This is a genomic window from Sphingomonas sp. (genome assembly GCF_035555815.1).
Taxonomy (GTDB): Bacteria; Pseudomonadota; Alphaproteobacteria; order Sphingomonadales; family Sphingomonadaceae; genus Sphingomonas.
Map to the genome: position 1 here is coordinate 1 of NZ_DATMGG010000097.1, position 20,127 is coordinate 20,127.

Below are 20,127 nucleotides of genomic sequence, written 5' to 3' on the forward strand. Positions count from 1 at the left end.
TCGTCGATATGCTCGATGCCCACCGACACGCGCACCACATCCGGCCCGGCGCCGGCGCTGGCCTGCCCCTCGGCATCGAGCTGACGGTGAGTGGTCGAGCTGGGGTGGATGATCAGCGAGCGGGTGTCGCCCAGATTGGCGAGGTGACTGAACAACTTGACCGCCGAGACCAGCTTGACGCCCGCGTCGTACCCGCCCTTCAGGCCAAAGGTGAACACCGCGCCGCCGCGCCCGCCCAGATAACGTTCGGCCAGCGCATGATAGCGGTCGTCCGGCAGGCACGCGTAAGACACCCACGCCACCTTCGGATGCGCGGACAGCCATTGGGCGAGCGCCAGCGCATTGCTGCAATGCCGCTCCATGCGCAGGAACAGCGTCTCCATCCCGGTGAGCGTCAGGAACGCGTTCATCGGCGCCATCGTCGGGCCAAGATCACGCATCCCCAGCGCCCGCGCGGCAAGGATGAAGGCCAGGTTGCCGAACGCCTCCGTAAACACCTTGCCGTGATAGGACGGGTTCGGCGCGCTCAGATAGGGGTAGTTGCCCGATGCGGCCCAGTCGAACCGGCCGGAATCGACGATCACGCCGCCGATCGAATTGCCGTGCCCGTTCAGGAACTTGCTGGTCGAATGGACGACGATGTCGGCGCCGTGCTCGATCGGACGGCACAGCGCCGGGGTCGCCATGGTGTTGTCGACGATCAGCGGCACGCCCGCCGCGTGCGCCGCATCGGCGATCGCGGCGATATCGGTGACGACGCCGCCCGGATTCGCGAGGCTCTCGACGAACACCGCGCGCGTCTGCGGAGTGATCGCGGCGGCGACATTGGCGGGATCGTCGGCATCGACGAAGGTCGCGCCCCAGCTCATCTTGCGGAAACTGTGGCCGATCTGGTTGAGCGATCCGCCGTAGAGTTTGTCGGCGGCGACGATATGGCTGCCGGCCTCCATCAACGTGTGGAACGCCAGGAACTGCGCGGCGTGACCCGATGCCGTCGCCAGCGCCGCGACGCCGCCCTCCAGCGCGGCGACCTTGGTCTCCAGCGCGCCGTTGGTCGGGTTCATCAGCCGGGTGTAGATGTTGCCGACCGCGTCGAGATTGAACAGCGCGGCGGCATGGTCGACGTTGTCGAACACATAGCTGTTGGTCTGGTAGATCGGGGTGATCCGCGCCTTGGTGGTCGGATCGGCCTCACCGCCGGCATGGATGGTCAGGCTTTCAGGCTTCAGGGTCACGCGGCATCCTCCAGCGGCGGCATGTTGTGGCCAAGCAGGCGCAGCACGTCGGCCGCGCATTCGACCACGTTGGAACCGGGGCCATAGATGCCCTGCACACCGGCTTCACGCAGATAATCATAGTCCTGCGGCGGGATGACGCCGCCGGCGATCACCTTGATGTCGCCGCGCCCGCGCTCACGCAGGCGGGCGATCAGTTCGGGGATCAGCGTCTTGTGCCCCGCAGCCAGGCTAGACGCGCCGACCACGTCGACGCCGCTGTCGAGCGCCAGCACCACCGTCTCCTCCGGCGTCTGGAACAGCGGGCCGGAGACGACGTCGAACCCCATGTCGCTGAACGCGCTGGCGATGACGTTGGCCCCGCGATCGTGGCCGTCCTGCCCCATCTTGGCGATCAGCAGTTTCGGTTTGCGTCCCATCCGCCGCTCGACCGCGCGGACGCCGTCGAGCACCTGCAACCAGCGGTTGTCGCCCTCATAGGGCGCGGCATAGACGCCCTTCACCGGCGTCGGCACCGTCGCGTAACGATCGAAGCTGACCTCCATCGCCGCGGAAATCTCGCCCAGCGTGGCGCGGGCACGCGCCGCGTCGACCGCGAGCGCGAGCAGGTTGTTGTCCGGAGATTGCGGCGCGGCGGCCCCGGCGCGCAACGCTTCCAGCGCGGCGCGACACGCGGCGTCGTCACGCGTCGCCTTGACCCGGTTGATCCGCGCGATCTGCGCCTCGCGCACCGCGTGGTTGTCGACGTCGAGAGTCTCGAGCAGATCCTCGTTCGCCAGCCGGTATTTGTTGACCCCGACGATGACGTCGTCGCCGCGATCGACCCGCGCCTGACGCGCCGCGGCCGCCTCCTCGATCATCGCCTTGGGCCAGCCGGCCGCCACCGCCTTGGCCATGCCGCCCTCGCGCTCGACGCGCTCGATGATCTCCCACGCTTTTTCAACCAGTTCGGCGGTCAATGCTTCGACGTAATATGAACCGCCCAACGGGTCGACCACCTTGGTCATCCCCGTTTCTTCCTGGATCACGATCTGGGTGTTGCGCGCGATCCGGGCGGAGAAATCGGTCGGCAGCGCGATCGCTTCGTCGAGCGCGTTGGTGTGCAGGCTTTGCGTGCCGCCCAGCATCGCCGCCATCGCCTCGATCGTGGTACGGATGACGTTGTTGTACGGGTCCTGCTCGGTCAGCGACACGCCGCTGGTCTGGCAGTGCGTCCGCAGCATTTTGCTGCGTTCGTCCTTGGCGCCGAGATTGGTCATCACCCGGTGCCACAACACCCGTGCCGCCCGCAATTTCGCGACTTCCATGAAGAAGTTCATACCGATTGCGAAGAAGAAGCTCAGTCGCCCTGCGAACTTGTCGATGTCGAGGCCCGAGGCGACGCCATAGCGGACGTACTCCGCCCCGTCGGCGATGGTGAAGGCCAGTTCCTGAACCTGCGTCGCCCCGGCTTCCTGAATGTGATAGCCGGAAATCGAAATACTGTTGAATTTCGGCATGTTGGACGAGGTGTATGCGAAGATGTCCGAGATGATCCGCATACTTGGCTCGGGCGGGTAGATATAGGTGTTGCGGACCATGAACTCCTTGAGGATGTCGTTCTGGATGGTCCCGTCGAGCGCCGCCTGCGGCACCCCCTGCTCCTCGCCAGCGACGATGAAGAAGGCGAGGATCGGGATCACCGCGCCGTTCATCGTCATGCTGACCGACATTTCGCCCAGCGGAATGCCGTCGAACAGGATCTTCATGTCCTCGACGCTGTCGATCGCCACGCCCGCCTTGCCGACGTCGCCGACCACGCGCGGGTGATCGCTGTCGTAGCCGCGGTGGGTGGCGAGATCGAACGCGACGCTCAGCCCCTTCTGCCCGGCGGCGAGGTTGCGGCGGTAGAAGGCGTTCGATTCCTCGGCGGTGGAGAAACCGGCGTACTGGCGGATCGTCCACGGCCGGCCAGCGTACATCGACGCGCGCACCCCGCGGGTGAACGGCGCGAAGCCGGGCAGGCCGGGGTCGCCGTCCGCGACGTCGGCGGCGGTATAGAGCGGCTTGACGTCGATCCCCTCCGGCGAGTGCCAGGTGAGGTCGCGGCCCTTCACTTCCTTGTCGGCGAGCGCCTGCCAGTCGGCGGGGGTGGGTTTACTGTCGGTCATTTCACTCCCCGCGCCGGGATGGCAATCGATACGGCGTTCAATGCGAGTCCCCCTTCGGCGTCTCCATGATCTCGGTCAGCACCCCGCCCATGTCCTTGGGATGGACGAAGAAAATGGGGGTGCCATGCGCACCGATGCGCGGCTCGCCCAGCACGCGCGCGCCCTTGGCCTCGAACCACGCTTTCGCCTCGTGGATGTCGGGCACCTCATAGCACAGGTGGTGTTGGCCCCCTTTGGGATTGGCCTTGAGGAACCCGGCGATCGGCGAGCTTTCGTCATAGGGCTCGATCAGTTCGATCTGCGTGTTGGGCGTGTCGACGAAGCACACCTTCACGCCCTGCGCGGGCAGGTCGAACGGTTCGCCGATCGACGTCGCGCCCATCACGTCGCGATAGAAAACCACGCTGTCCGCGATCGACGGCGTCGCGACGCCAACATGGTTGAGACGGCCGAGGATCATTTCCCGTCCTCCGTCATTGCGAGCGCAGCGAAGCAATCCAGCGTCCGGCGGTCAGCCATGAGCGATCGTCCCATAAAGGTCGGTCCAGTCAGGATTCGTCCCCTCGATCAAAGCCAGCTTTTTGGCCCGCGAACCGCCCTTGATCTGCTTCTCACGGGTAATCGCACTTTCCATCGTTTCCGCCATCTCAAACCAGACGAGCATTTTGCAGTCGTAGCGTTGCGTGAACCCTTCCACCGTCCCCTCGCGATGTTGCCACGCCCGCTGCGGCAGGTTCGACGTGACACCGGTATACAAGGTGCCGTTGCGACGGTTCGCCATGATGTACGTCGCCGGCTGCCTGAACCGAGCCGTCATTGCGAGGAGCCGCAGGCGACGAAGCAATCCACTACGAAGTGCCGATTGCACGCAACGCTGGATTGCTTCGCTACGCTCGCAATGACGAGGTTAGGACGCGGGCAGTCACAATCACTCACAGCGGAATATTGTCATGCTTCTTCCACGGATTCTCCAGCGCCTTGCCCCGGAGCTTCCGCAGGCCCAGCGCGATCCGGCGGCGGGTGGAGTGCGGCATGATCACCTCATCCACGAACCCCTTGCTCGCCGCGACGAACGGGTTGGCGAAACGTGCCTCATATTCCGCCGTGCGCTCGGCGATCTCCTCGGGCGTGCGCCCGCGGAAGATGATCTCGACCGCGCCCTTCGCGCCCATCACCGCGATCTCGGCGGTCGGCCAGGCGTAGTTGAGATCGCCGCGCAGGTGCTTTGACGCCATCACGTCATAGGCGCCGCCATAGGCCTTGCGCGTGATCACGGTCAGCTTCGGCACCGTCGCCTCGGCATAGGCGAACAGCAGCTTGGCGCCGTGCTTGATGATGCCGTTATGCTCCTGCGCCACGCCGGGCAGGAATCCGGGGACGTCGACGAACGTCACGATCGGGATGTCGAACGCATCGCAGAAGCGCACGAACCGCGCCGCCTTCTTCGACGAATTGATGTCGAGCACGCCGGCCAGCACCATCGGCTGGTTGGCGACGATGCCGACCGTGCGTCCCTCGATCCGGCCGAAGCCGATGATGATGTTGCCGGCGTGGCCGGGCTGGACCTCGAAGAAATCGCCCTCGTCCACCACCTTCCGGATCAGCTCGTGCATGTCATAGGGCTGGTTGGCGCTGGCCGGCACCAGCGTGTCGAGGCTCTCGTCCACCCGGTCCCACGGATCGTCGCACGGCCGCTGCGGCACCTCCTCACGGTTCGACGCGGGCAGGAAATCGATGAAATCGCGCGCCGCCAGTAGCGCCTCGATATCGTTGTCGAACGCGTTGTCGGCGACACCAGACTTGACGGTGTGGGTCGACGCGCCGCCCAGCCCTTCCTGGCTGACCACCTCATTGGTCACCGTCTTGACCACGTCGGGGCCGGTGACGAACATGTACGATGAATCCTTCACCATGAAGATGAAGTCGGTCATCGCCGGCGAATAGACCGCTCCGCCCGCGCACGGCCCCATGATCAGGCTGAGTTGCGGCACGACGCCCGACGCCAGCACGTTGCGCTGGAACACCTCGGCATAGCCGCCAAGCGATGCGACGCCCTCCTGGATGCGCGCGCCGCCGCTGTCGTTCAGGCCGATCACCGGCGCGCCGACCTTCAGCGCCATGTCCATGATCTTGCAGATCTTTTGCGCGTGGCGTTCGGACAGCGATCCGCCGAACACGGTGAAGTCCTGCGAAAACACGAACACCAGCCGGCCGTTGATCGTGCCGCTGCCGGTGACGACGCCGTCGCCGGGGATGACCTGTTCCGCCATGCCGAAATCGACGGCATTGTGCTCGACATACATGTCGAGTTCCTCGAACGATCCCTCGTCGAGCAGCACGTCGAGCCGCTCACGCGCGGTCAGCTTTCCCTTGGCGTGCTGCGCGGCGATCCGCTTTTCGCCTCCGCCGAGCCGTGCGGCTGTGCGGCGGCGTTCCAGTTCCTCGATCGTGGACGACATGGTCTCTCCGTGGCGGACGAACCCTCCCTCTTTCAAGGCGCCCGCCGGCTGGCAAATGCAATGTTGCAAAGTTATAGAGGTGATATTTGCAAATCTAGCGGAGTTCCCGTTGCCACCACCCCGCCGCCGCCTGTTCGCCGGACATGAGGTGCGGCGCCTGCGCGCGCGGATCGGCGTGTCGCAGGCGGCGATGGCCAGCGAACTCGGTATCTCCGTCCCCTATCTGTCGCAGATCGAATCCAACGACCGGCCGCTGACCCCGCCGGTGATGCTCGCGCTCGCCCGCGCCTACCCCGATCGCTGGGGGGCGCTGACCGGGGTGGACGAGGCATTGCTGGTCGCCTCCGCCGCCGCTGCGGACGACGCCGGCATCGCCGAGGCGCGGCTGGGCGAGGACCTGCTGCGCCGCGCCGCCGAACAGCAGCCCGAACTGGCGCGGCGGATGGTGGCGATCCACGACGCCTATCGCCGGTCACAGGAGCAGGTGCGGCTGCTCAACGACACCGTCGAGGCGGGGTCGGCCGATGCCAGCCGCCCACCGTGGGAGGAAGTGCGCGACTGGTTCCACACCCAGGGCAATTACATCGACCCGCTCGATCGCCAGGCGGAAACGCTGGCCGCGACTGTCGGTGGCGCGAGCGCCGAGGGGCTGTCGATGCGGCTGGAAAGCGCGCACGGCGTCACCGTTGAATGGATGGATTCGGGCGGCACCGAGCTGCGCCGCTATGACGCCGCACGCCGCCGGCTGGCGATCGATCGCGCGATCCCGCCCGAAAGCGCCGCCTTTCTGCTCGCGCACCAGCTCGCCCGGTTGGAGATGGCGGAGACGATCGCCGCCACCGTCGCCGGATCGGGCCTGCGCTTCGACGCTTCGCGGAAATTGCTGGCGATCGGGCTGGCCAATTACGCCGCGGGGGCGCTGCTGATGCCCTATGCGGCGTTCCGCGATACCGCGCAGGCGCTGCGCCACGATATCGACCGGCTGCGGCAGGCGTTCGGGGTCAGCTTCGAGCAGGCGTGCCACCGGCTGTCGACGCTCCAGCGGCCCGGCGCGGCGGGCATCCCGATGTTCTTCCTGCGCGTCGACATGGCCGGCAACATCACCAAGCGCCATTCGGCGACACGGCTGCAATTCGCGCGTTTCGGCGGCGCCTGTCCGCTGTGGGTGGTGCACGAAGCGGTGGCGATCCCCGACCGCATCCTGGTCCAGCGCGCCGAGATGCCCGACGGCACCCGCTATGTCTCGATGGCCAAGGGACTGGTCAAGCCGTCGGGCAGCTACGCCCGCGCTCCGCGCCGCTATGCGGTGGCGCTGGGGTGCGAGGAAGGCGACGCCGGCGATTTCATCTACGCCGACGGGATGCAGGGGCAGCCACCGACGCCGATCGGCATATCGTGCCGCATCTGTCCGCGCGGCGACTGTGACCAGCGCGCCTTTCCCCCCGCCGGCGCGACGCTCGACATCGACCCGGACGCGCGCGCGATCGTGCCCTATCGCTTCGGCTGACCACGCCGTGCCCCCGGCGCCGGCCGGGGCATGGGGATCGAGCCCGACCCCGCACCGCCGGCCCGCGCCGGAACACAAGGCCGTCGCCTGCCTCCGATTGCGGGTTCTGTTCCTCCCGCTCACTGAGTCTGCATCGGCGCCTTTTCGCCGTGCGGCCGAACGGGCGGCGACGAGTTGCGTCCGACGGGGACCTCATAATGGAACGTGCCGGGCCTGGCTTGGCGGGCAACGACCCGCTGACCGGCGACAGCGGCAACGACACGCTCGACGGCGCCAGCGTCGGCGACGGTGTCGCCGACTTCCAGATCCAGCTCAAAGCCGCCGTCGTCCAGATCGACGTCGTCCTGTGATCTGGCCCGCTTTTCCGCAGCTTCCCTCCACGGACCTGGCCCCGGCCGAGCCGTTCGGCCGGGGCTCTTTGGGCGCGCGCCGTACAATACCCCCCCCGGTTGCCATCGCACCGGCCACGCAATATCGAACGGTGATGCACGAGGTGATGGGCGCGGACCACCGGCATGAGGCGATGGACCTCGCCCCCGCCGGCGCGCCCTATGTGCTGGTCGAGGATCGGCTGGACGGCGCCGGCCATGCCCGCCTGTTTCGCGATCCGGTGGCGATCGTCCGGTGCGACGATCCGCGCAATGTCGATGCCGCGCTGGCGCGGATCGAGGCGGCGCTGGCGGAAGGCCGGCACGCGGCTGGCTTCCTCGCCTATGAACTGGGCGCCGCGCTCGAGCCGCGGCTGACGCCGTTGCTACGGTTGGAACGCGATACGCCGCTGCTGTGGTTCGGCCTGTTCCGCGAGGTGCTGGCGGTGGAGGGCGCCGTCGCCGACGCCTGGCTGGCCGATCGCGGGCCGCCGCCGCCGCTGTCCGGCCTCGCGCCCGGTCATGACCGTCCGACGCACGTGGCCAAGGTGCGCGAGGTGCTCGCCCGCATCGCCGCCGGCGATATCTACCAGGCCAACCTGACCTTCCCGATCCGGTTCGGCTATCGCGGCGACCCGCTGGCACTCTACGCCGCGTTGCGCGCGGAGCAGCCGGTCGCGCACGGCGGACTCGTCTGGACGGGCGAGGCGAGCGTGATCTCGGTGTCTCCCGAACTGTTCGTCCGCATCGCCGACGACCGGATCGCGACGCGCCCGATGAAGGGCACCGCGCCGCGCGGCGACGATCCCGCCGACGACGCGCGCAGGCTGACAGAACTGGTCGCCGACCCCAAGCAGCGCGCCGAGAATCTGATGATCGTCGATCTGTTGCGCAACGATCTCGCCCGGATCGGCGAACCGGGCAGCGTCGCCGTCCCGGCATTGTTCACGCCGGAAACCTACCCCAGCCTCCACACGCTGACTTCGACCGTCACCGCGCGGCTGCGGCCGGGCACGTCGCTGCGCGAACGGATCGCGGCGCTGTTTCCGTGCGGATCGGTGGTGGGGGCGCCGAAGATCCGCGCCGCCGAGATATTGGCGGAGATCGAGGACGCGCCGCGCGGCGTCTATACCGGGTCGATCGGGACGATTGCGCCAGGTGGCGACCTCCACTTCAACGTCGCGATCCGCACGGCCGTGGTCACCGCATCTGGCGAAGGGCGCTATGGCGTCGGCGGGGGCATCGTCGCCGATTCCGATCCCGACGCGGAGTATGATGAGGCGCTGCTGAAGGCACGCATCCTGACCGGGTTGGCGGAGCCCTATGCGCTGATCGAGACGTTCCGCTGGAGCGCGGCGCGCGGCTTCGTGCGGCTGGAGGCGCATCTCGCGCGGCTGGCGGCATCGTCGGCGCGACTGGGTTTCGCGCTCGATCGGGCGCGCGTCGAACGGCACCTCACCGATGCCGCGCGGCAGTGGGGGGCGGAGGACATGCGGGTCCGCCTAACGCTGGCACGCGACGGCACGCCCGATGTGACCGCCGCGCCGGTGGCGCCACCGCCCGCGCGCGCGCGGCTCGCCTTCGCCGGCCGCCCGGTCGATGCGGCGGACCCGTTCCTGCGCCACAAGACGACGCACCGCGCAGCGCACGAGGCGGCGTTCGCGGAGGCACAGCGCTCGGGCTGTGACGAGGCGATTCTGCTCAACCGCCATGGCCGTGTCGCCGACGGATCGCGCAACACGCTGTTCGTGGAGATCGACGGCCGGATGATCACGCCGCCGGTCACCGACGGCGCGCTGCCCGGCATCCTGCGCGCCGAATTGATCGAAGCGGACGCCGCGACCGTCGCCGGCATCCCCCGCGACACACTGATGGAGGCGCGCCGCCTGTGGATCGGCAACAGCCTGCACGGCCTGCGCGAAGCCGAGATATTACCTCTACCATAGGTGGCAGGCGCGACCCGGCACGCGATGGTCGTCGCATCGAGGTTCCACGACTGCGGCCGGAGGCAGGGCTAAGACGGGAAGCCGGTGAGGTCCGTCAGGGCCGATTCCGGCGCTGCCCCCGCAACTGTAAGCGGCGAGCGGCGGTTCCATTTGGTGTCACTGGCGGACCGCAAACCCCGCCGGGAAGGCCGGAACCGACGCGCTGACCGGCGCGCCAGGAGACCATTTCAGGGAAGCGCGCGCTCGGCCATCGCACCCGGCCGGCGATCCCCGCCCCGGTGACATGGCTGCTGCTCGCCAAGTCGAACGACGAGGCGTTCGACCCGCTGCGGCTGGCCTGGCGGACACTGTATCCGCCTGTGTCCCAGAACTTGAAAACCCCGCCAACCCAAAGGGTTGACGGGGTTTTATGGTGGGCGTGGCAAGGATTGAACTTGCGACCCCTGCGATGTCAACACAGTGCTCTACCACTGAGCTACACGCCCAACGAGGCGCGGCCATTAGCCGACCGTTTTCGCCCGCGCAAGCGCACAAAGCCCGAAAACGGCGCCGCGTCCGAATTAATTGAGACCGGAGGCGCTGCCCAGCTCGAACATGCGGTCGACCTCCCCGACCAGCTCGCGCAGGTGGAACGGCTTCGACAGCACCCGCGCCTGCGGCATCGACTTGCCCGCCTTCAGCGTCACCGCGGCGAAACCGGTGATGAACATCACCCGCATGTCCGGCGCCATCTCCGCCGCGCGCTGCGCCAGCTCGATCCCGTCCATCTCCGGCATCACGATGTCGGTCAGCAGCAGGTCGAAGCGTTCAGCCTCCAGCAGCGGGATCGCCGCCGTGCCGCGATCGACCGCAGCCACCTGATAGCCAGACCGTTCCAGCGCGCGCGCAAGATATTCGCGCATCACCGCATCGTCCTCGGCCAAGAGAATCCTGATCATCTGTACCCCGCTCGCGATCGCCGCTTCTATGCGCCCAGGACTTAACATTTTCCAGACCGTCGCGCGGCGTTGCGGCACCGGATCGGGACAGCTATCCTTCCGCCGTGAATTTCCCCGCCAATCCGTCGTTCGATCGCATCGGCCCCGTCGAGCCGGTCAGCCCGATCGTGCTGTCGGTGCCGCACGCCGGGCGCGACTATCCCGCCGCGCTGCAGGATGCGTTGCGCGTGCCGCTGGCGGCGCTGATCCCGCTGGAGGACCGCCACATCGACCGGCTGGCGCTGGCGGCGATCGGCGACGAGACCGCGCTGATCGCCCGCCGCGCCCGCGCGTGGATCGACCTCAATCGCGGCGAGGGCGATCGCGATCCCCGGATCGACGATGGCGTATCGACGATGACGATGCCGTTCGTGTCGGCGAAGGTGCGCAGCGGGCTGGGGCTGGTCCCCCGCCGGGTCAGCGGCGCCGGCGAGCTGTGGCGGCGGCGGCTGTCGGGGGAGGAGGTCGCGGCACGGATCGCGGCGGATCACCGCCCCTATCACGCGGCGGTGGCGGCGGCGCTGCGATCGGCGCACGCGCGGTTCGGCGTCGCGGTGCTGCTCGATATCCATTCGATGCCGCCGATTCCGGGGCCGGACGCCGCGCGGGTGGTGATCGGCGACCGGTTCGGCAAATCGGCGGCGGCGCGATTCGTCAGCCGGGTGGAGTCGGTGGTGCGCGATGCCGGCGTGCCGGTGGCGCTGAACGCGCCCTATCCGGGCGGCCATGTGCTCGATCGCCACGGCGCGCCCGCGCGCGGGCTGCACGCGATCCAGATCGAGATCGATCGCACCGCCTATCTCGATGCGGCGCTACGTGAACCGGGGCCGGGCTTTGCCGCGACGGCCGCGCTGCTCAGGCGAATCATCGACGCTCTGGCGGACGAACTGGCCCCCCACGCCATCGCCGCCGAGTAAGGCGGACGTCCCATAAAAAAACCGCCCCGGGACAAACCCGAGGCGGCCAAGGTTCAGGGAGGAGACACGCCCGAAGGCGTGCCGTACGACCCCGCGAAAGGGGGGACACGAAGCCGTACAAGACCAATATAGTCCGGTGGTCGGCGCCCTTCAAGACTCAGATTTGTAACTTTCTGTACCGCGCGGTCCGGTGCCCGGCCCGCACCTCCCCCCGCATCATCCGCGCGACGGTGACCCGGTGACGCGGGATCGACGCTCGAATAGCGTTCGGTGGCCGTCATCGGGCTGAATCAGCCATTCCCACACAGATCGGTCACCGGCTCGGGGCGCACCAGCTTGCCGGGATTGAACAGGTTGGCGGGGTCGAACGCCGCCTTGATCGCGCGCAACGCCGCCAGCCGCGCCGGCGGCCCCAGCCGTTCGAGCTCCGCCAGCTTCATCTGGCCGATGCCGTGTTCGGCCGAAATCGATCCGCCCGCCACGACGACATGGTCATGGACGACCCGCGTGACCAGCGGCGCCTGCTCGGCATACCAGCGCGCGGGATCGCTGTCGGCCGGCGCGCGGACGTGGAAATGGACGTTGCCGTCGCCCAGGTGGCCAAAACCGCTCGCCGATGTGCCGGGCAGCGCCGCCTCGATCGCGCGGGCATCGAGCGTCAGGAAATCGGGCATCCGGTCGACCGGGACCGAAATGTCGTGCTGGGTCTGCGGCCCCTGTGCGCGCGCCGATTCGGAGATCGAATGGCGGATGCGCCAGAACGCCTCCGCCTGCGCCTCGCTGGCGGCCAGCGTCGCGTCCTCGATCACCCCCTCGGCCAGCGCCCTGGCCAGCAGCCGTTCGAGCAGCATCGCCGGCGGCTCGCGGTCGAAATCGCCCGCCACCGCCTCGATCAGCACGTGCCAGGCGTGCGGGCCGGTCAACGGCGCGCGGGTATCGGGGATATGGCCCAGCACCAGCGCCAGCGTTTCGTCGGGCAGGATCTCGAAGCTCTCGATCGCGTCGCTGTCCGCCTCGATCAGCCGCAGCAAGCGCAGCGCGGCGTGGGGCGAGGCGACCCCGGCCCACGCCACCGCGCGCGCCGCGATCGCCGGGGCCAGCCGCAGCGTCGCGGCGGTGATTACGCCCAGCGTACCCTCCGCCCCGATCAGCAGCTGGTTGAGGTCGTATCCGCGATTGTCCTTCTTGAGCGCCACCAGCCCGTCATGGAGCGATCCGTCGGGCAGCACCGCCTCCACCCCCGCGACCAGCCCGCGCATCGTGCCCCAGCGCAGCACCTGGGTGCCGCCGGCGTTGGTCGAGGCGAGGCCGCCGATCGTCGCCGAGCCGCGCGCGCCGAGCGTAAGCGGAAAGCGCCGCCCCACCGCGTCGGCTGCGGCGTGGAGGTCGGCCAGGATCACCCCGGCATCGGCAACGGCGAGGTTGGCGACGGGGTCGATCGCGCGCACCCGGTTCATCCGCCGCAGCGACAGGATCAGCGCCGATCCGTCCGCCGGCGGTGTCGCCCCGCCCACCATCGAGGTGTTGCCGCCCTGCGGCACCAGCGCCACTCCGCCGTGCCGCGCCGCCGCCACGATCGCCTGCACCTCCCCCGTTGATGCCGGGGCAAGGATGGCGGGCGCGCGGCCATGGTATCGGCCGCGCCAGTCGGTCAGCCACGGGGCGATATCGTCGGGGTCGGTAACCGCGATCCTTGGGCCGAAGCGGGACCGCATGGAATCGACCAGATGGGACTGTGCTGGCGTCATGACCAGGCGAACGCTAGCATGGTCCCCGGATGCGGCCAATTCATGCGCCAATTCATGCATCGTTCAATCACGCCGGGTCATTGCATCACCCTGATCATGCCAGACGTTCGCCTCCCCATCATCCTGATCGCCACGCTCGCCATCCCCGCCGCCGCGGTCGATGGCCAGCAGCGCCGCGCGGTACCGACCGCGCGCGGGACGATCACCGAAGTGACCATCCAGCAGCGGCTGATCATCCGCATCCCCCGCGTGCCGACCGGCGGGGCGCCGATGGCGGCGCCCGCGCCCGCCGCCCCGCCCCCGCCGATCCGCTGGGTCGAGCGCAAGGCGGAGAAATGCGTGGAGGTGCAGGCGCTGGCCGGGGCGACCATCGCCGGGGTCGATACGGTCGACCTGCTGCTGCTCAACGGCAAGCGGCTGCGCGCGCGCTTCAACAGCGAATGCCCGGCGCTCGACTTCTATTCGGGCCTGTACCTGCGCATGAACAGCGACGGGAAACTCTGTTCCAATCGCGACGCCATCCGTTCCCGCGCGGGTGGAGAATGCCGGATTCAATCCTTTTCCACGCTTATTCCCACCCGATAACTTGACAAATCGCGCCAAATCCGCGAGCGCGCGGGCCTGATTTCGAGGTGTGGCCTTCGCCCGCCCTTCCGGACATCGCTAATGAACTTTGCCGATCTCGGCCTTTCCACCGAATTGCTGCGCGCCGTCGAAGAGGCAGGCTATTCCGAGCCGACGCCGATCCAGGCCAGCGCCATCCCCAGCGTGCTGATGATGCGCGATCTGATCGGCATCGCCCAGACCGGGACCGGCAAGACCGCCAGCTTCGTGCTGCCGATGATCGACATCCTCGCCCAGGGCCGCAGCCGCGCGCGGATGCCGCGCAGCCTGATCCTCGAGCCGACCCGTGAGCTCGCAGCGCAGGTCGCCGAGAATTTCGAAAAGTACGGCAAATATCACAAGCTCTCGATGGCCCTGCTGATCGGCGGCGTGTCGATGGGCGATCAGATCAAGGCGCTGGAAAAGGGCGTCGACGTGCTGATCGCCACGCCGGGCCGGCTGATGGACCTGTTTGGGCGCGGCAACATCCTGCTGACCGGATGCAACCTGCTGGTGATCGACGAGGCCGACCGGATGCTCGATATGGGGTTCATCCCCGATATCGAGGAAATCTGCACCAAGCTGCCCAAGCAGCGCCAGACTTTGCTGTTCTCCGCGACGATGCCGCCGCCGATCAAGAAGCTGGCGGACAAGTTCCTCGACAATCCCAAGCAGATCGAGGTGTCGCGCCCGGCGTCGACCAACCTCAACATTACCCAGCGGCTGGTGCCGACCACCGCCAGGGCCAAGGCCGACACGCTGCGCACGCTGCTGAACCGTGACGCGGTCACCAACGCGATCGTCTTCTGCAACCGCAAGACGACGGTGCGTGAGCTCAACAAGAGCCTCAAGCGCCTCGGCTATCGCTCGGGCGAGATCCACGGCGACATGGAGCAGCCGCAGCGGCTGGCCGAGCTGGAGCTGTTCAAGCGCGGCGAGATCACCATCCTGGTCGCCTCCGACGTCGCCGCGCGCGGGCTGGACATCAAGGGCGTCAGCCATGTGTTCAACTTCGACGCGCCGTGGCACCCCGACGATTACGTCCACCGCATCGGCCGCACCGGCCGCGCGGGCGCGACCGGCACCGCCTACACGCTGATCACCAGCGAGGACGCGGAGAATATCGAGAACATCGAGAAGCTGACCGGCCAGACGATCGAGCGCGAGACGGTCTCCGCGGACGGCGGCGACGATCGTCCCGGCCGGGGCGGTCGTGGCGGTGCGCGGCGTGACGCGGAGCCGCGCGAACCCGCCCGTCGTGAACCCGCGACACGCGAACCGGAAGCACGCGCGGAACGTGCGCCGCGCCGCGAGAGGGCCGACCGCGCGCCGCGGCCGGAACGCGCGCCCCGTCCGGAACGCGCCGACGCTGTCCGTGCGGAGGCCGCGCCGCGCGTCGATCGCGATACGTCGCGCCCGCGCCGTGACGATCGCCGCCGCAACGCCCCGGACGATGGTCCCGACGATGGTTGGAACGGCCCGTTCCCGGCGTTCCTGGACGTCAAGCTCGGCTTCTGACCGGCCCTGCCGCGTTCGTCCGGAAGGTTGGCGATGGAAGACGACGACCTGTTCGAATATGGCCCATCGGCCGCAGTGATGAGCCCGTGCATCCTGGTATGCACGCTGGACCTCGTGACGGGCTGGTGCCTGGGCTGCGGCCGCAGCGAGGGCGAGATCGCCGAATGGAGCGCGGTCGACGACGCGCGGCGTCAGGCGATCCTCGATACGCTGCCCGCGCGCATGACGGAGCTGCGCGCGCGCTGATCGCCGCTCAGTGCGCGCCCTTGGTCCGCGACGAGAGATAGTCGGTCAGCGCCGACAGCACCGCCGTGACGACGAAGGCGAAGTGGATCACGGTCATCCAGAACAATTCGTCGCCGGTCAGCGGCTTCTGCCCGATCCCCATGAAATTCTTGAGCAACTGGATGCCCGAGATCGCGACGATCGAGGCGTAGAGTTTCAGCTTCAATCCGGCGAAACTGGTGGTGCCCATCCATTCCGGCCGATCCTCATGCCCCTCGGTATCGATCTTCGACACGAAGCTTTCGTAGCCGGCCAGGATCACGACCATGATCAGATTGGCCGCGAGCGCGAGATCGAGCAGCGTCAGCACCTTGAGGATCGCGGTCTCGACCGACATCGTCAGCACCGCCGGCACCGCGCCGACCAGTTCGCGCAGGAACACCGCGAGCAGCAACCCCACCGAAATCACCAGCCCGACGTAGAACGGCGCCAGCAACCAGCGCGATCCGAACAGTGCGGTTTCAAACCAATATTCCAGTCGCTTGATCATCGGCCCCGTCCCCACATCGTCCGCGCAGTCAGCCGTTGGCGGCGCCGCCGTCAAGCGATTCCGTCGGCGTCCGGGGAACGTACATGCTCGGGCCGGAAGCCCATGCCGACCAGCCGCGCCGGGATGCGGCGCAGCAACGCGAAGCGATCGGCCAGCCGCGCGACCAGCGGCGGCGCCTCCAGCGGGCGGCTGGCGTCGAGCACCGGCGCGATGACATTGTCCTGGATCAGCCGCTGCATCGTCTGGGTCAGCCGGACCGCGCCGGCCCGGCGATCGCGGACGCGGTGGAGCAGCGGATCGGGATCCACTCCAGCCCGCATCGGTGCGGCCAGGATGTTGGCGGCGGCGACCGCGTCCTGGATCGCCAGATTGATCCCCACTCCGCCGATCGGCGACATCGCGTGCGCCGCGTCGCCGATCACCAGCAGGCCCGGACGGTGCCAGCTCTCCAGCCGATCGACGGTGACGGTGAGCAGTTTGACGTCGTCCCAGCTCGTCACGCCCTGATCGACCGTCGCGGTTTCCGGGCCGACCGCGCGGACCCGCGCCTTGAACGCCGCCAGCCCCTCCGCCCGGATGGCATCGGACGATCCCTTCGCGAAGACGAAAGCGCACTGCCAATAGTCGCCGCGATCGATCAGCACGAGGATGCGGCCGGCGTCGAACACGCCCATCGTGTCGTTTTCGGCGCGCGCTGCCTTGGGGATGCGGAACCAGAACACGTCCATTGGCGCGCCGATCACCGTGGCGGGAAGGCCCGCGCGGTGCTGCGAATCGCGGCCGTCGCAGGCGATCACCAGCCGCGCGCGGACCGTGTCGCCGTCGCCGGTGCGAATGCCGACGACGCGGCCGCCCTCCTCGAGCAGATCTAGCCCGGCGCAGCGCTGCCGCAGGGTGAAGCTGGGGTAACGGCCCGCCGCGTCGGCGACGAAATCGAGGAACTCCCATTGCGGCATCAGCGCGAGGAACGGCGCAGGCACGTTCAAGTGGGTGAAATCGGCGATCAGTATGTCGCGTCCGGCGATGCGCGCGCCCAGCGAGCGCACCTGCTGATGCGGGCGGCGCAGCAACCCGTCGAGCAGCCCCAGTTCGGCGAAGATCCGCAATGTCGACGGGTGGACGGTGTCGCCGCGAAAATCGCGCAGGAAATCGGCGTGCTTCTCCAGCACCACGGTGCGCAGCCCGGCGCGGGCGAACAGCAGCCCCGCCACCATCCCCGCCGGCCCGCCGCCGACGATGCAGACGTCCGCGTCAGCCGTGGCCATGCCTCGATCGCAGGCCGATCAGCATCATGCCTGCTCGCTCGCCAGCGCGTCGTCCAGTTGCGCGGCGCGGATCGCCGCCGGGCGCGCCTGCACCCGCTCGGCGAAGGCGACGAACGCCGGCCGCTTCGGGATCGTCCCGAACATCGTGCCCCAGGAGAGCTGCGCGCCGACATAGACGTCCGCCGCACTGAACCGCGCGCCGGTCAGCCAGCCCTCGCCCAGCCCGTCCACCGCACCTTCCAAAGCGTCGATCGCGCGATCGTAGCTGCCATAGCCGAACATGCGCTGGCGTTCCGCCTCGGGATCCCAGCCGACGGCGTGGTTGGTCACCGCCTGCTCGACCGGCCCGGCGGCGAAGAACAGCCAGCGGTAATAGTCGGCGCGATCGTCGAGCGCGGGCGCCATGCCGGCGTCTGGAAAGGCATCCGCCAGATAGGCGCAGATCGCGGCGCATTCGGTGATGGTCCGCCCGCGATGGACGATCGCCGGCACCTTGGCCATCGGATTGACCGCGCGATACGCCTCCCCGCTCATCGCGCCGGCATAGTCGATCACCACCGTCTCGTAGTCGGCGCCGACCTCCTCGAGCATCCACCGCGCGATGCGGCCGCGCGACTGCGGGTTGGTGTAGAGGGTCAGATCTTTGGCCATGCCGCCTCTCCCGTCGTGGGTCTCACAGATTCTTTTCGAACAGCACCAGCATCCGCGCCCATGCCTTTTCGGCCTGCGCGGGGTTGTAGACCCGGCTGTCGGGCGGGCACCAGCCGTGCATCGCACCCTGATAGACCTCGATCTCCGCCGGGACATGCGCGTCGGCGAACGCCTTGCGCAGCACATCCTTGTCCGTCGGCGCGCGCTGGTCGTCGTTCTCTGCGATAGCGAAGAGATAGCCGCCCTTCAGTTTCGGCGCGAGCAGATGCGGGCTGTCCGACCCGCTACCGACCAGCGCGGCGCCGTGGAATGACGCGCCGGCGCGCACCCGATCGGCGACCGCGGCGGCGGTGCGCACCACCATCGGCCCGCCCATGCAATAGCCGGTGGTCGCCAGCCCGCGCTTCGTATCGACCTGCGGCTGCCTGTCGAGGAACGCGGTGAACGCCTTGCCGTCGCTGACGACGGCGTCGGGGGTCAGCAGAGCGCGCCATGCCGGCATCTTGTCGCCGGGCGATTCGAACGGCGCCTTGGTCGAGCGATAGAACTGGTTGACCACCAGCACCGCATAGCCCGACTGCGCCAGCCGCGTCGCCATCTGCTCGAATGCCGGCCGTAGTCCATTGATGTCGGGCCAGATCAGCACGCCGGGATGCTTGCCCGCGCCCGGCGCGACGAAATAGGCGTCGGCGGTGCCGTCAGGGGTGGTGATGGCGACGTTGCGGCCGGCCACCTCCATGGCGTTGGCCGGCATCGGCAGCAGCAGCGACAGTCCCGCCGCGCCGGTCATCACGCCAAAGCGGCGCCGCGTGACCGCGTCGGCCGCCAGCAGCCGATCATTGTCCGCGTTCGTCAGTTCATCGCACATGCCGCCGTCCTCTCCGCGATCGAATCGCGGGGAGCTTATCGCATCATGGTGGACAGGTGAAAGCGGGACTCGTCGGGATGGCGGCCGGTATCGATCCCTCCCGGACATTCCCGCCTGCGCGGAAATGACCAAGGCGGGGATGCGGGGATGTCGACGGACGCAAAACGCCTTACGGCCTGAACCCTACGACTTGAACAGCGTGTCCGCGGTATGCTCGACCGGGCCAGTCGCCTCGCCCGATTCCGCCGCCTCGGCGTCACGCGTGGCCTGATCGCGCTCGGCGCGGAGCTGTTCGATCAGCGCCTCGCGGTCGCCGGCCAGCCGCTCATCGGTCGGCGCCTCCAGCCCCGCCGCCTTCGCCGCCTTGGCGACCAGCGCGTCCAGTTCGCGCTGGGAGGTCAGGCCCAAGGTCACCGGGTCCTTCGGCACGATGTTGGCGATGTTCCAGTGGCTGCGGTCGCGGATCGCGGAGATGGTGTTGCGGGTGGTGCCGATCAGCTTGCCGATCGCGCCGTCCGAAATCTCGGGATGGTTGCGGATGATCCAGGCGATGCCGTCGGGCTTGTCCTGCCGCTTGCTGACCGGTGTATAGCGCGGTCCCTTGGTGCGGCGGACCTGTTCCGGCCCCTTCGACATCACCAGCCGATAGTCGGGATCGGCCTGCCCCTTCTCGATCTCGTCCAGCGTCAGCTCGTGCGCGCGCACCGGATCGCGGCCGGTCAGCTTGGCGGAGGCGGTGTCGTCGGCGATCGCCTGCACTTCCAGGATGTGGAGGCCACAGAAATCGGCGATCTGCTCGAAAGAGAGCGCGGTGTTGTCGACCAGCCAGGAAGCGGTCGCATGCGGCATCAGCGGCTGGGCCACGAAGATTCTCCGTAAAACAATAAGGGCCGCCCCTCTTCGGGGCGGCCGTTCACATCTGGGACTTAGTCGCGGATGCCAAAAGGCGCAAGCGTCAGGCGGCGCGGCGCAGTTGCGCGCCCGCCGGCACCAGCGCGTCGAGGAACTGGCGCGCGCTCGCTTCCCAGGTGAAATCGGCGCCATAGGCGGCACAATCGGCGCGCTCGCGGGTCAGCGCCCGCGCGATCGCATCGTCGAGATCCGCCGCCATCGCGCCGGTGGCCGGCGTCAGCACATCGA

At 68.3% G+C, this 20,127-nt stretch carries 19 protein-coding genes, 1 tRNA gene, 1 pseudogene and 1 riboswitch; of the genes and pseudogenes, 7 read left to right on the forward strand and 14 right to left on the reverse strand.

Annotated features, from left to right (window positions below):
• From VNR91_RS05490 to VNR91_RS05510, 5 genes are all read right to left on the reverse strand, one after another.
• Window positions 1-1,235, reverse strand: a 1,235-nt coding sequence (locus VNR91_RS05490; RefSeq protein ID WP_325489773.1) for an O-acetylhomoserine aminocarboxypropyltransferase, incomplete at its 3' end; no start/stop codon positions are given.
• A complete protein-coding gene (gene scpA / locus VNR91_RS05495; RefSeq protein ID WP_325489774.1) occupies window positions 1,232-3,385 on the reverse strand; it encodes a methylmalonyl-CoA mutase in 2,154 nt (717 codons plus the stop codon). The genes VNR91_RS05490 and scpA, both read right to left, overlap by 4 nt.
• Before the next feature lie 37 nt (window positions 3,386-3,422).
• On the reverse strand, window positions 3,423-3,845 hold the full coding sequence (mce, locus tag VNR91_RS05500) for a methylmalonyl-CoA epimerase (RefSeq protein WP_325489775.1): 423 nt from the start codon (window positions 3,843-3,845) through the stop codon (window positions 3,423-3,425).
• A gap of 51 nt (window positions 3,846-3,896) precedes the next feature.
• Complete coding sequence (locus VNR91_RS05505; protein ID WP_325489776.1) at window positions 3,897-4,202, reverse strand: GIY-YIG nuclease family protein; 306 nt, start codon at window positions 4,200-4,202, stop codon at window positions 3,897-3,899.
• Between the two features lie 115 nt (window positions 4,203-4,317).
• Window positions 4,318-5,844, reverse strand: a complete 1,527-nt coding sequence (locus VNR91_RS05510; RefSeq protein ID WP_325489777.1) for an acyl-CoA carboxylase subunit beta — start codon at window positions 5,842-5,844, stop codon at window positions 4,318-4,320.
• A gap of 55 nt (window positions 5,845-5,899) precedes the next feature.
• Between VNR91_RS05510 and VNR91_RS05515 the strand changes: the two genes are divergently transcribed.
• The 3 genes from VNR91_RS05515 (at window position 5,900) to pabB (ending at window position 9,665) form a co-directional block, all read left to right on the forward strand.
• Window positions 5,900-7,351: a helix-turn-helix domain-containing protein gene (locus tag VNR91_RS05515; protein WP_414712379.1), complete on the forward strand. Its 1,452-nt coding sequence runs from the start codon at window positions 5,900-5,902 to the stop codon at window positions 7,349-7,351.
• Window positions 7,352-7,569: 218 nt separating this feature from the next.
• Window positions 7,570-7,701 carry a hypothetical protein gene (locus VNR91_RS05520; RefSeq protein ID WP_325489779.1) on the forward strand — a complete coding sequence of 44 codons (132 nt, stop codon included), beginning with the start codon at window positions 7,570-7,572 and terminating at the stop codon, window positions 7,699-7,701.
• A gap of 134 nt (window positions 7,702-7,835) precedes the next feature.
• On the forward strand, window positions 7,836-9,665 hold the full coding sequence (gene pabB, locus VNR91_RS05525) for an aminodeoxychorismate synthase component I (RefSeq protein WP_325489780.1): 1,830 nt from the start codon (window positions 7,836-7,838) through the stop codon (window positions 9,663-9,665).
• Between the two features lie 29 nt (window positions 9,666-9,694).
• Window positions 9,695-9,912: riboswitch (cobalamin riboswitch) on the forward strand.
• A gap of 163 nt (window positions 9,913-10,075) precedes the next feature.
• On the opposite strand, the gene VNR91_RS05530 is transcribed toward pabB, so the two are convergent.
• Together VNR91_RS05530 and cpdR are read right to left on the reverse strand one after the other, a co-directional pair.
• Window positions 10,076-10,150 (reverse strand) — tRNA-Val (locus tag VNR91_RS05530).
• Between the two features lie 75 nt (window positions 10,151-10,225).
• On the reverse strand, window positions 10,226-10,603 hold the full coding sequence (gene cpdR / locus VNR91_RS05535; RefSeq protein WP_325489781.1) for a cell cycle two-component system response regulator CpdR: 378 nt from the start codon (window positions 10,601-10,603) through the stop codon (window positions 10,226-10,228).
• 104 nt (window positions 10,604-10,707) lie between these two features.
• Here cpdR and VNR91_RS05540 point away from each other — a divergent pair, with 104 nt between their 5' ends.
• Window positions 10,708-11,559 (forward strand): N-formylglutamate amidohydrolase, encoded by an 852-nt coding sequence (locus VNR91_RS05540; RefSeq protein WP_325489782.1) that lies wholly within the window; start codon window positions 10,708-10,710, stop codon window positions 11,557-11,559.
• A gap of 290 nt (window positions 11,560-11,849) precedes the next feature.
• Here VNR91_RS05540 and VNR91_RS05545 read toward each other — a convergent pair whose 3' ends face one another.
• A complete protein-coding gene (locus tag VNR91_RS05545; protein ID WP_325489783.1) occupies window positions 11,850-13,274 on the reverse strand; it encodes an FAD-binding oxidoreductase in 1,425 nt (474 codons plus the stop codon).
• 129 nt (window positions 13,275-13,403) lie between these two features.
• Between VNR91_RS05545 and VNR91_RS05550 the strand changes: the two genes are divergently transcribed.
• The 3 genes from VNR91_RS05550 to VNR91_RS05560 all read left to right on the forward strand — a co-directional run bounded on the left by VNR91_RS05550 (window position 13,404) and on the right by VNR91_RS05560 (window position 15,674).
• Entirely contained in the window at window positions 13,404-13,892 is a 489-nt protein-coding gene (locus VNR91_RS05550; RefSeq protein WP_325489784.1) for a hypothetical protein, read from the forward strand.
• A gap of 81 nt (window positions 13,893-13,973) precedes the next feature.
• The gene (locus tag VNR91_RS05555) at window positions 13,974-15,428 is read left to right on the forward strand and encodes a DEAD/DEAH box helicase (RefSeq protein ID WP_325489785.1); all 1,455 of its coding nucleotides are present in this window, start codon (window positions 13,974-13,976) and stop codon (window positions 15,426-15,428) included.
• Window positions 15,429-15,461: 33 nt separating this feature from the next.
• Window positions 15,462-15,674: a DUF1289 domain-containing protein gene (locus tag VNR91_RS05560; protein WP_325489786.1), complete on the forward strand. Its 213-nt coding sequence runs from the start codon at window positions 15,462-15,464 to the stop codon at window positions 15,672-15,674.
• A gap of 7 nt (window positions 15,675-15,681) precedes the next feature.
• On the opposite strand, the gene VNR91_RS05565 is transcribed toward VNR91_RS05560, so the two are convergent.
• From VNR91_RS05565 to VNR91_RS05590, 6 genes and pseudogenes are all read right to left on the reverse strand, one after another.
• Complete coding sequence (locus tag VNR91_RS05565; RefSeq protein WP_325489787.1) at window positions 15,682-16,203, reverse strand: TIGR00645 family protein; 522 nt, start codon at window positions 16,201-16,203, stop codon at window positions 15,682-15,684.
• A gap of 50 nt (window positions 16,204-16,253) precedes the next feature.
• Entirely contained in the window at window positions 16,254-17,468 is a 1,215-nt protein-coding gene (locus VNR91_RS05570) for an FAD-dependent oxidoreductase (RefSeq protein WP_325489788.1), read from the reverse strand.
• Between the two features lie 24 nt (window positions 17,469-17,492).
• Window positions 17,493-18,119 carry a glutathione S-transferase family protein gene (locus VNR91_RS05575; RefSeq protein WP_325489789.1) on the reverse strand — a complete coding sequence of 209 codons (627 nt, stop codon included), beginning with the start codon at window positions 18,117-18,119 and terminating at the stop codon, window positions 17,493-17,495.
• A gap of 22 nt (window positions 18,120-18,141) precedes the next feature.
• Complete coding sequence (locus VNR91_RS05580) at window positions 18,142-18,987, reverse strand: dienelactone hydrolase family protein (RefSeq protein ID WP_325489790.1); 846 nt, start codon at window positions 18,985-18,987, stop codon at window positions 18,142-18,144.
• A gap of 183 nt (window positions 18,988-19,170) precedes the next feature.
• Window positions 19,171-19,836, reverse strand: a complete 666-nt coding sequence (locus VNR91_RS05585; protein WP_325489791.1) for a DUF1013 domain-containing protein — start codon at window positions 19,834-19,836, stop codon at window positions 19,171-19,173.
• 106 nt (window positions 19,837-19,942) lie between these two features.
• Window positions 19,943-20,127 (reverse strand): annotated as a pseudogene (locus VNR91_RS05590) (glycosyltransferase family 1 protein); the annotation flags it as partial.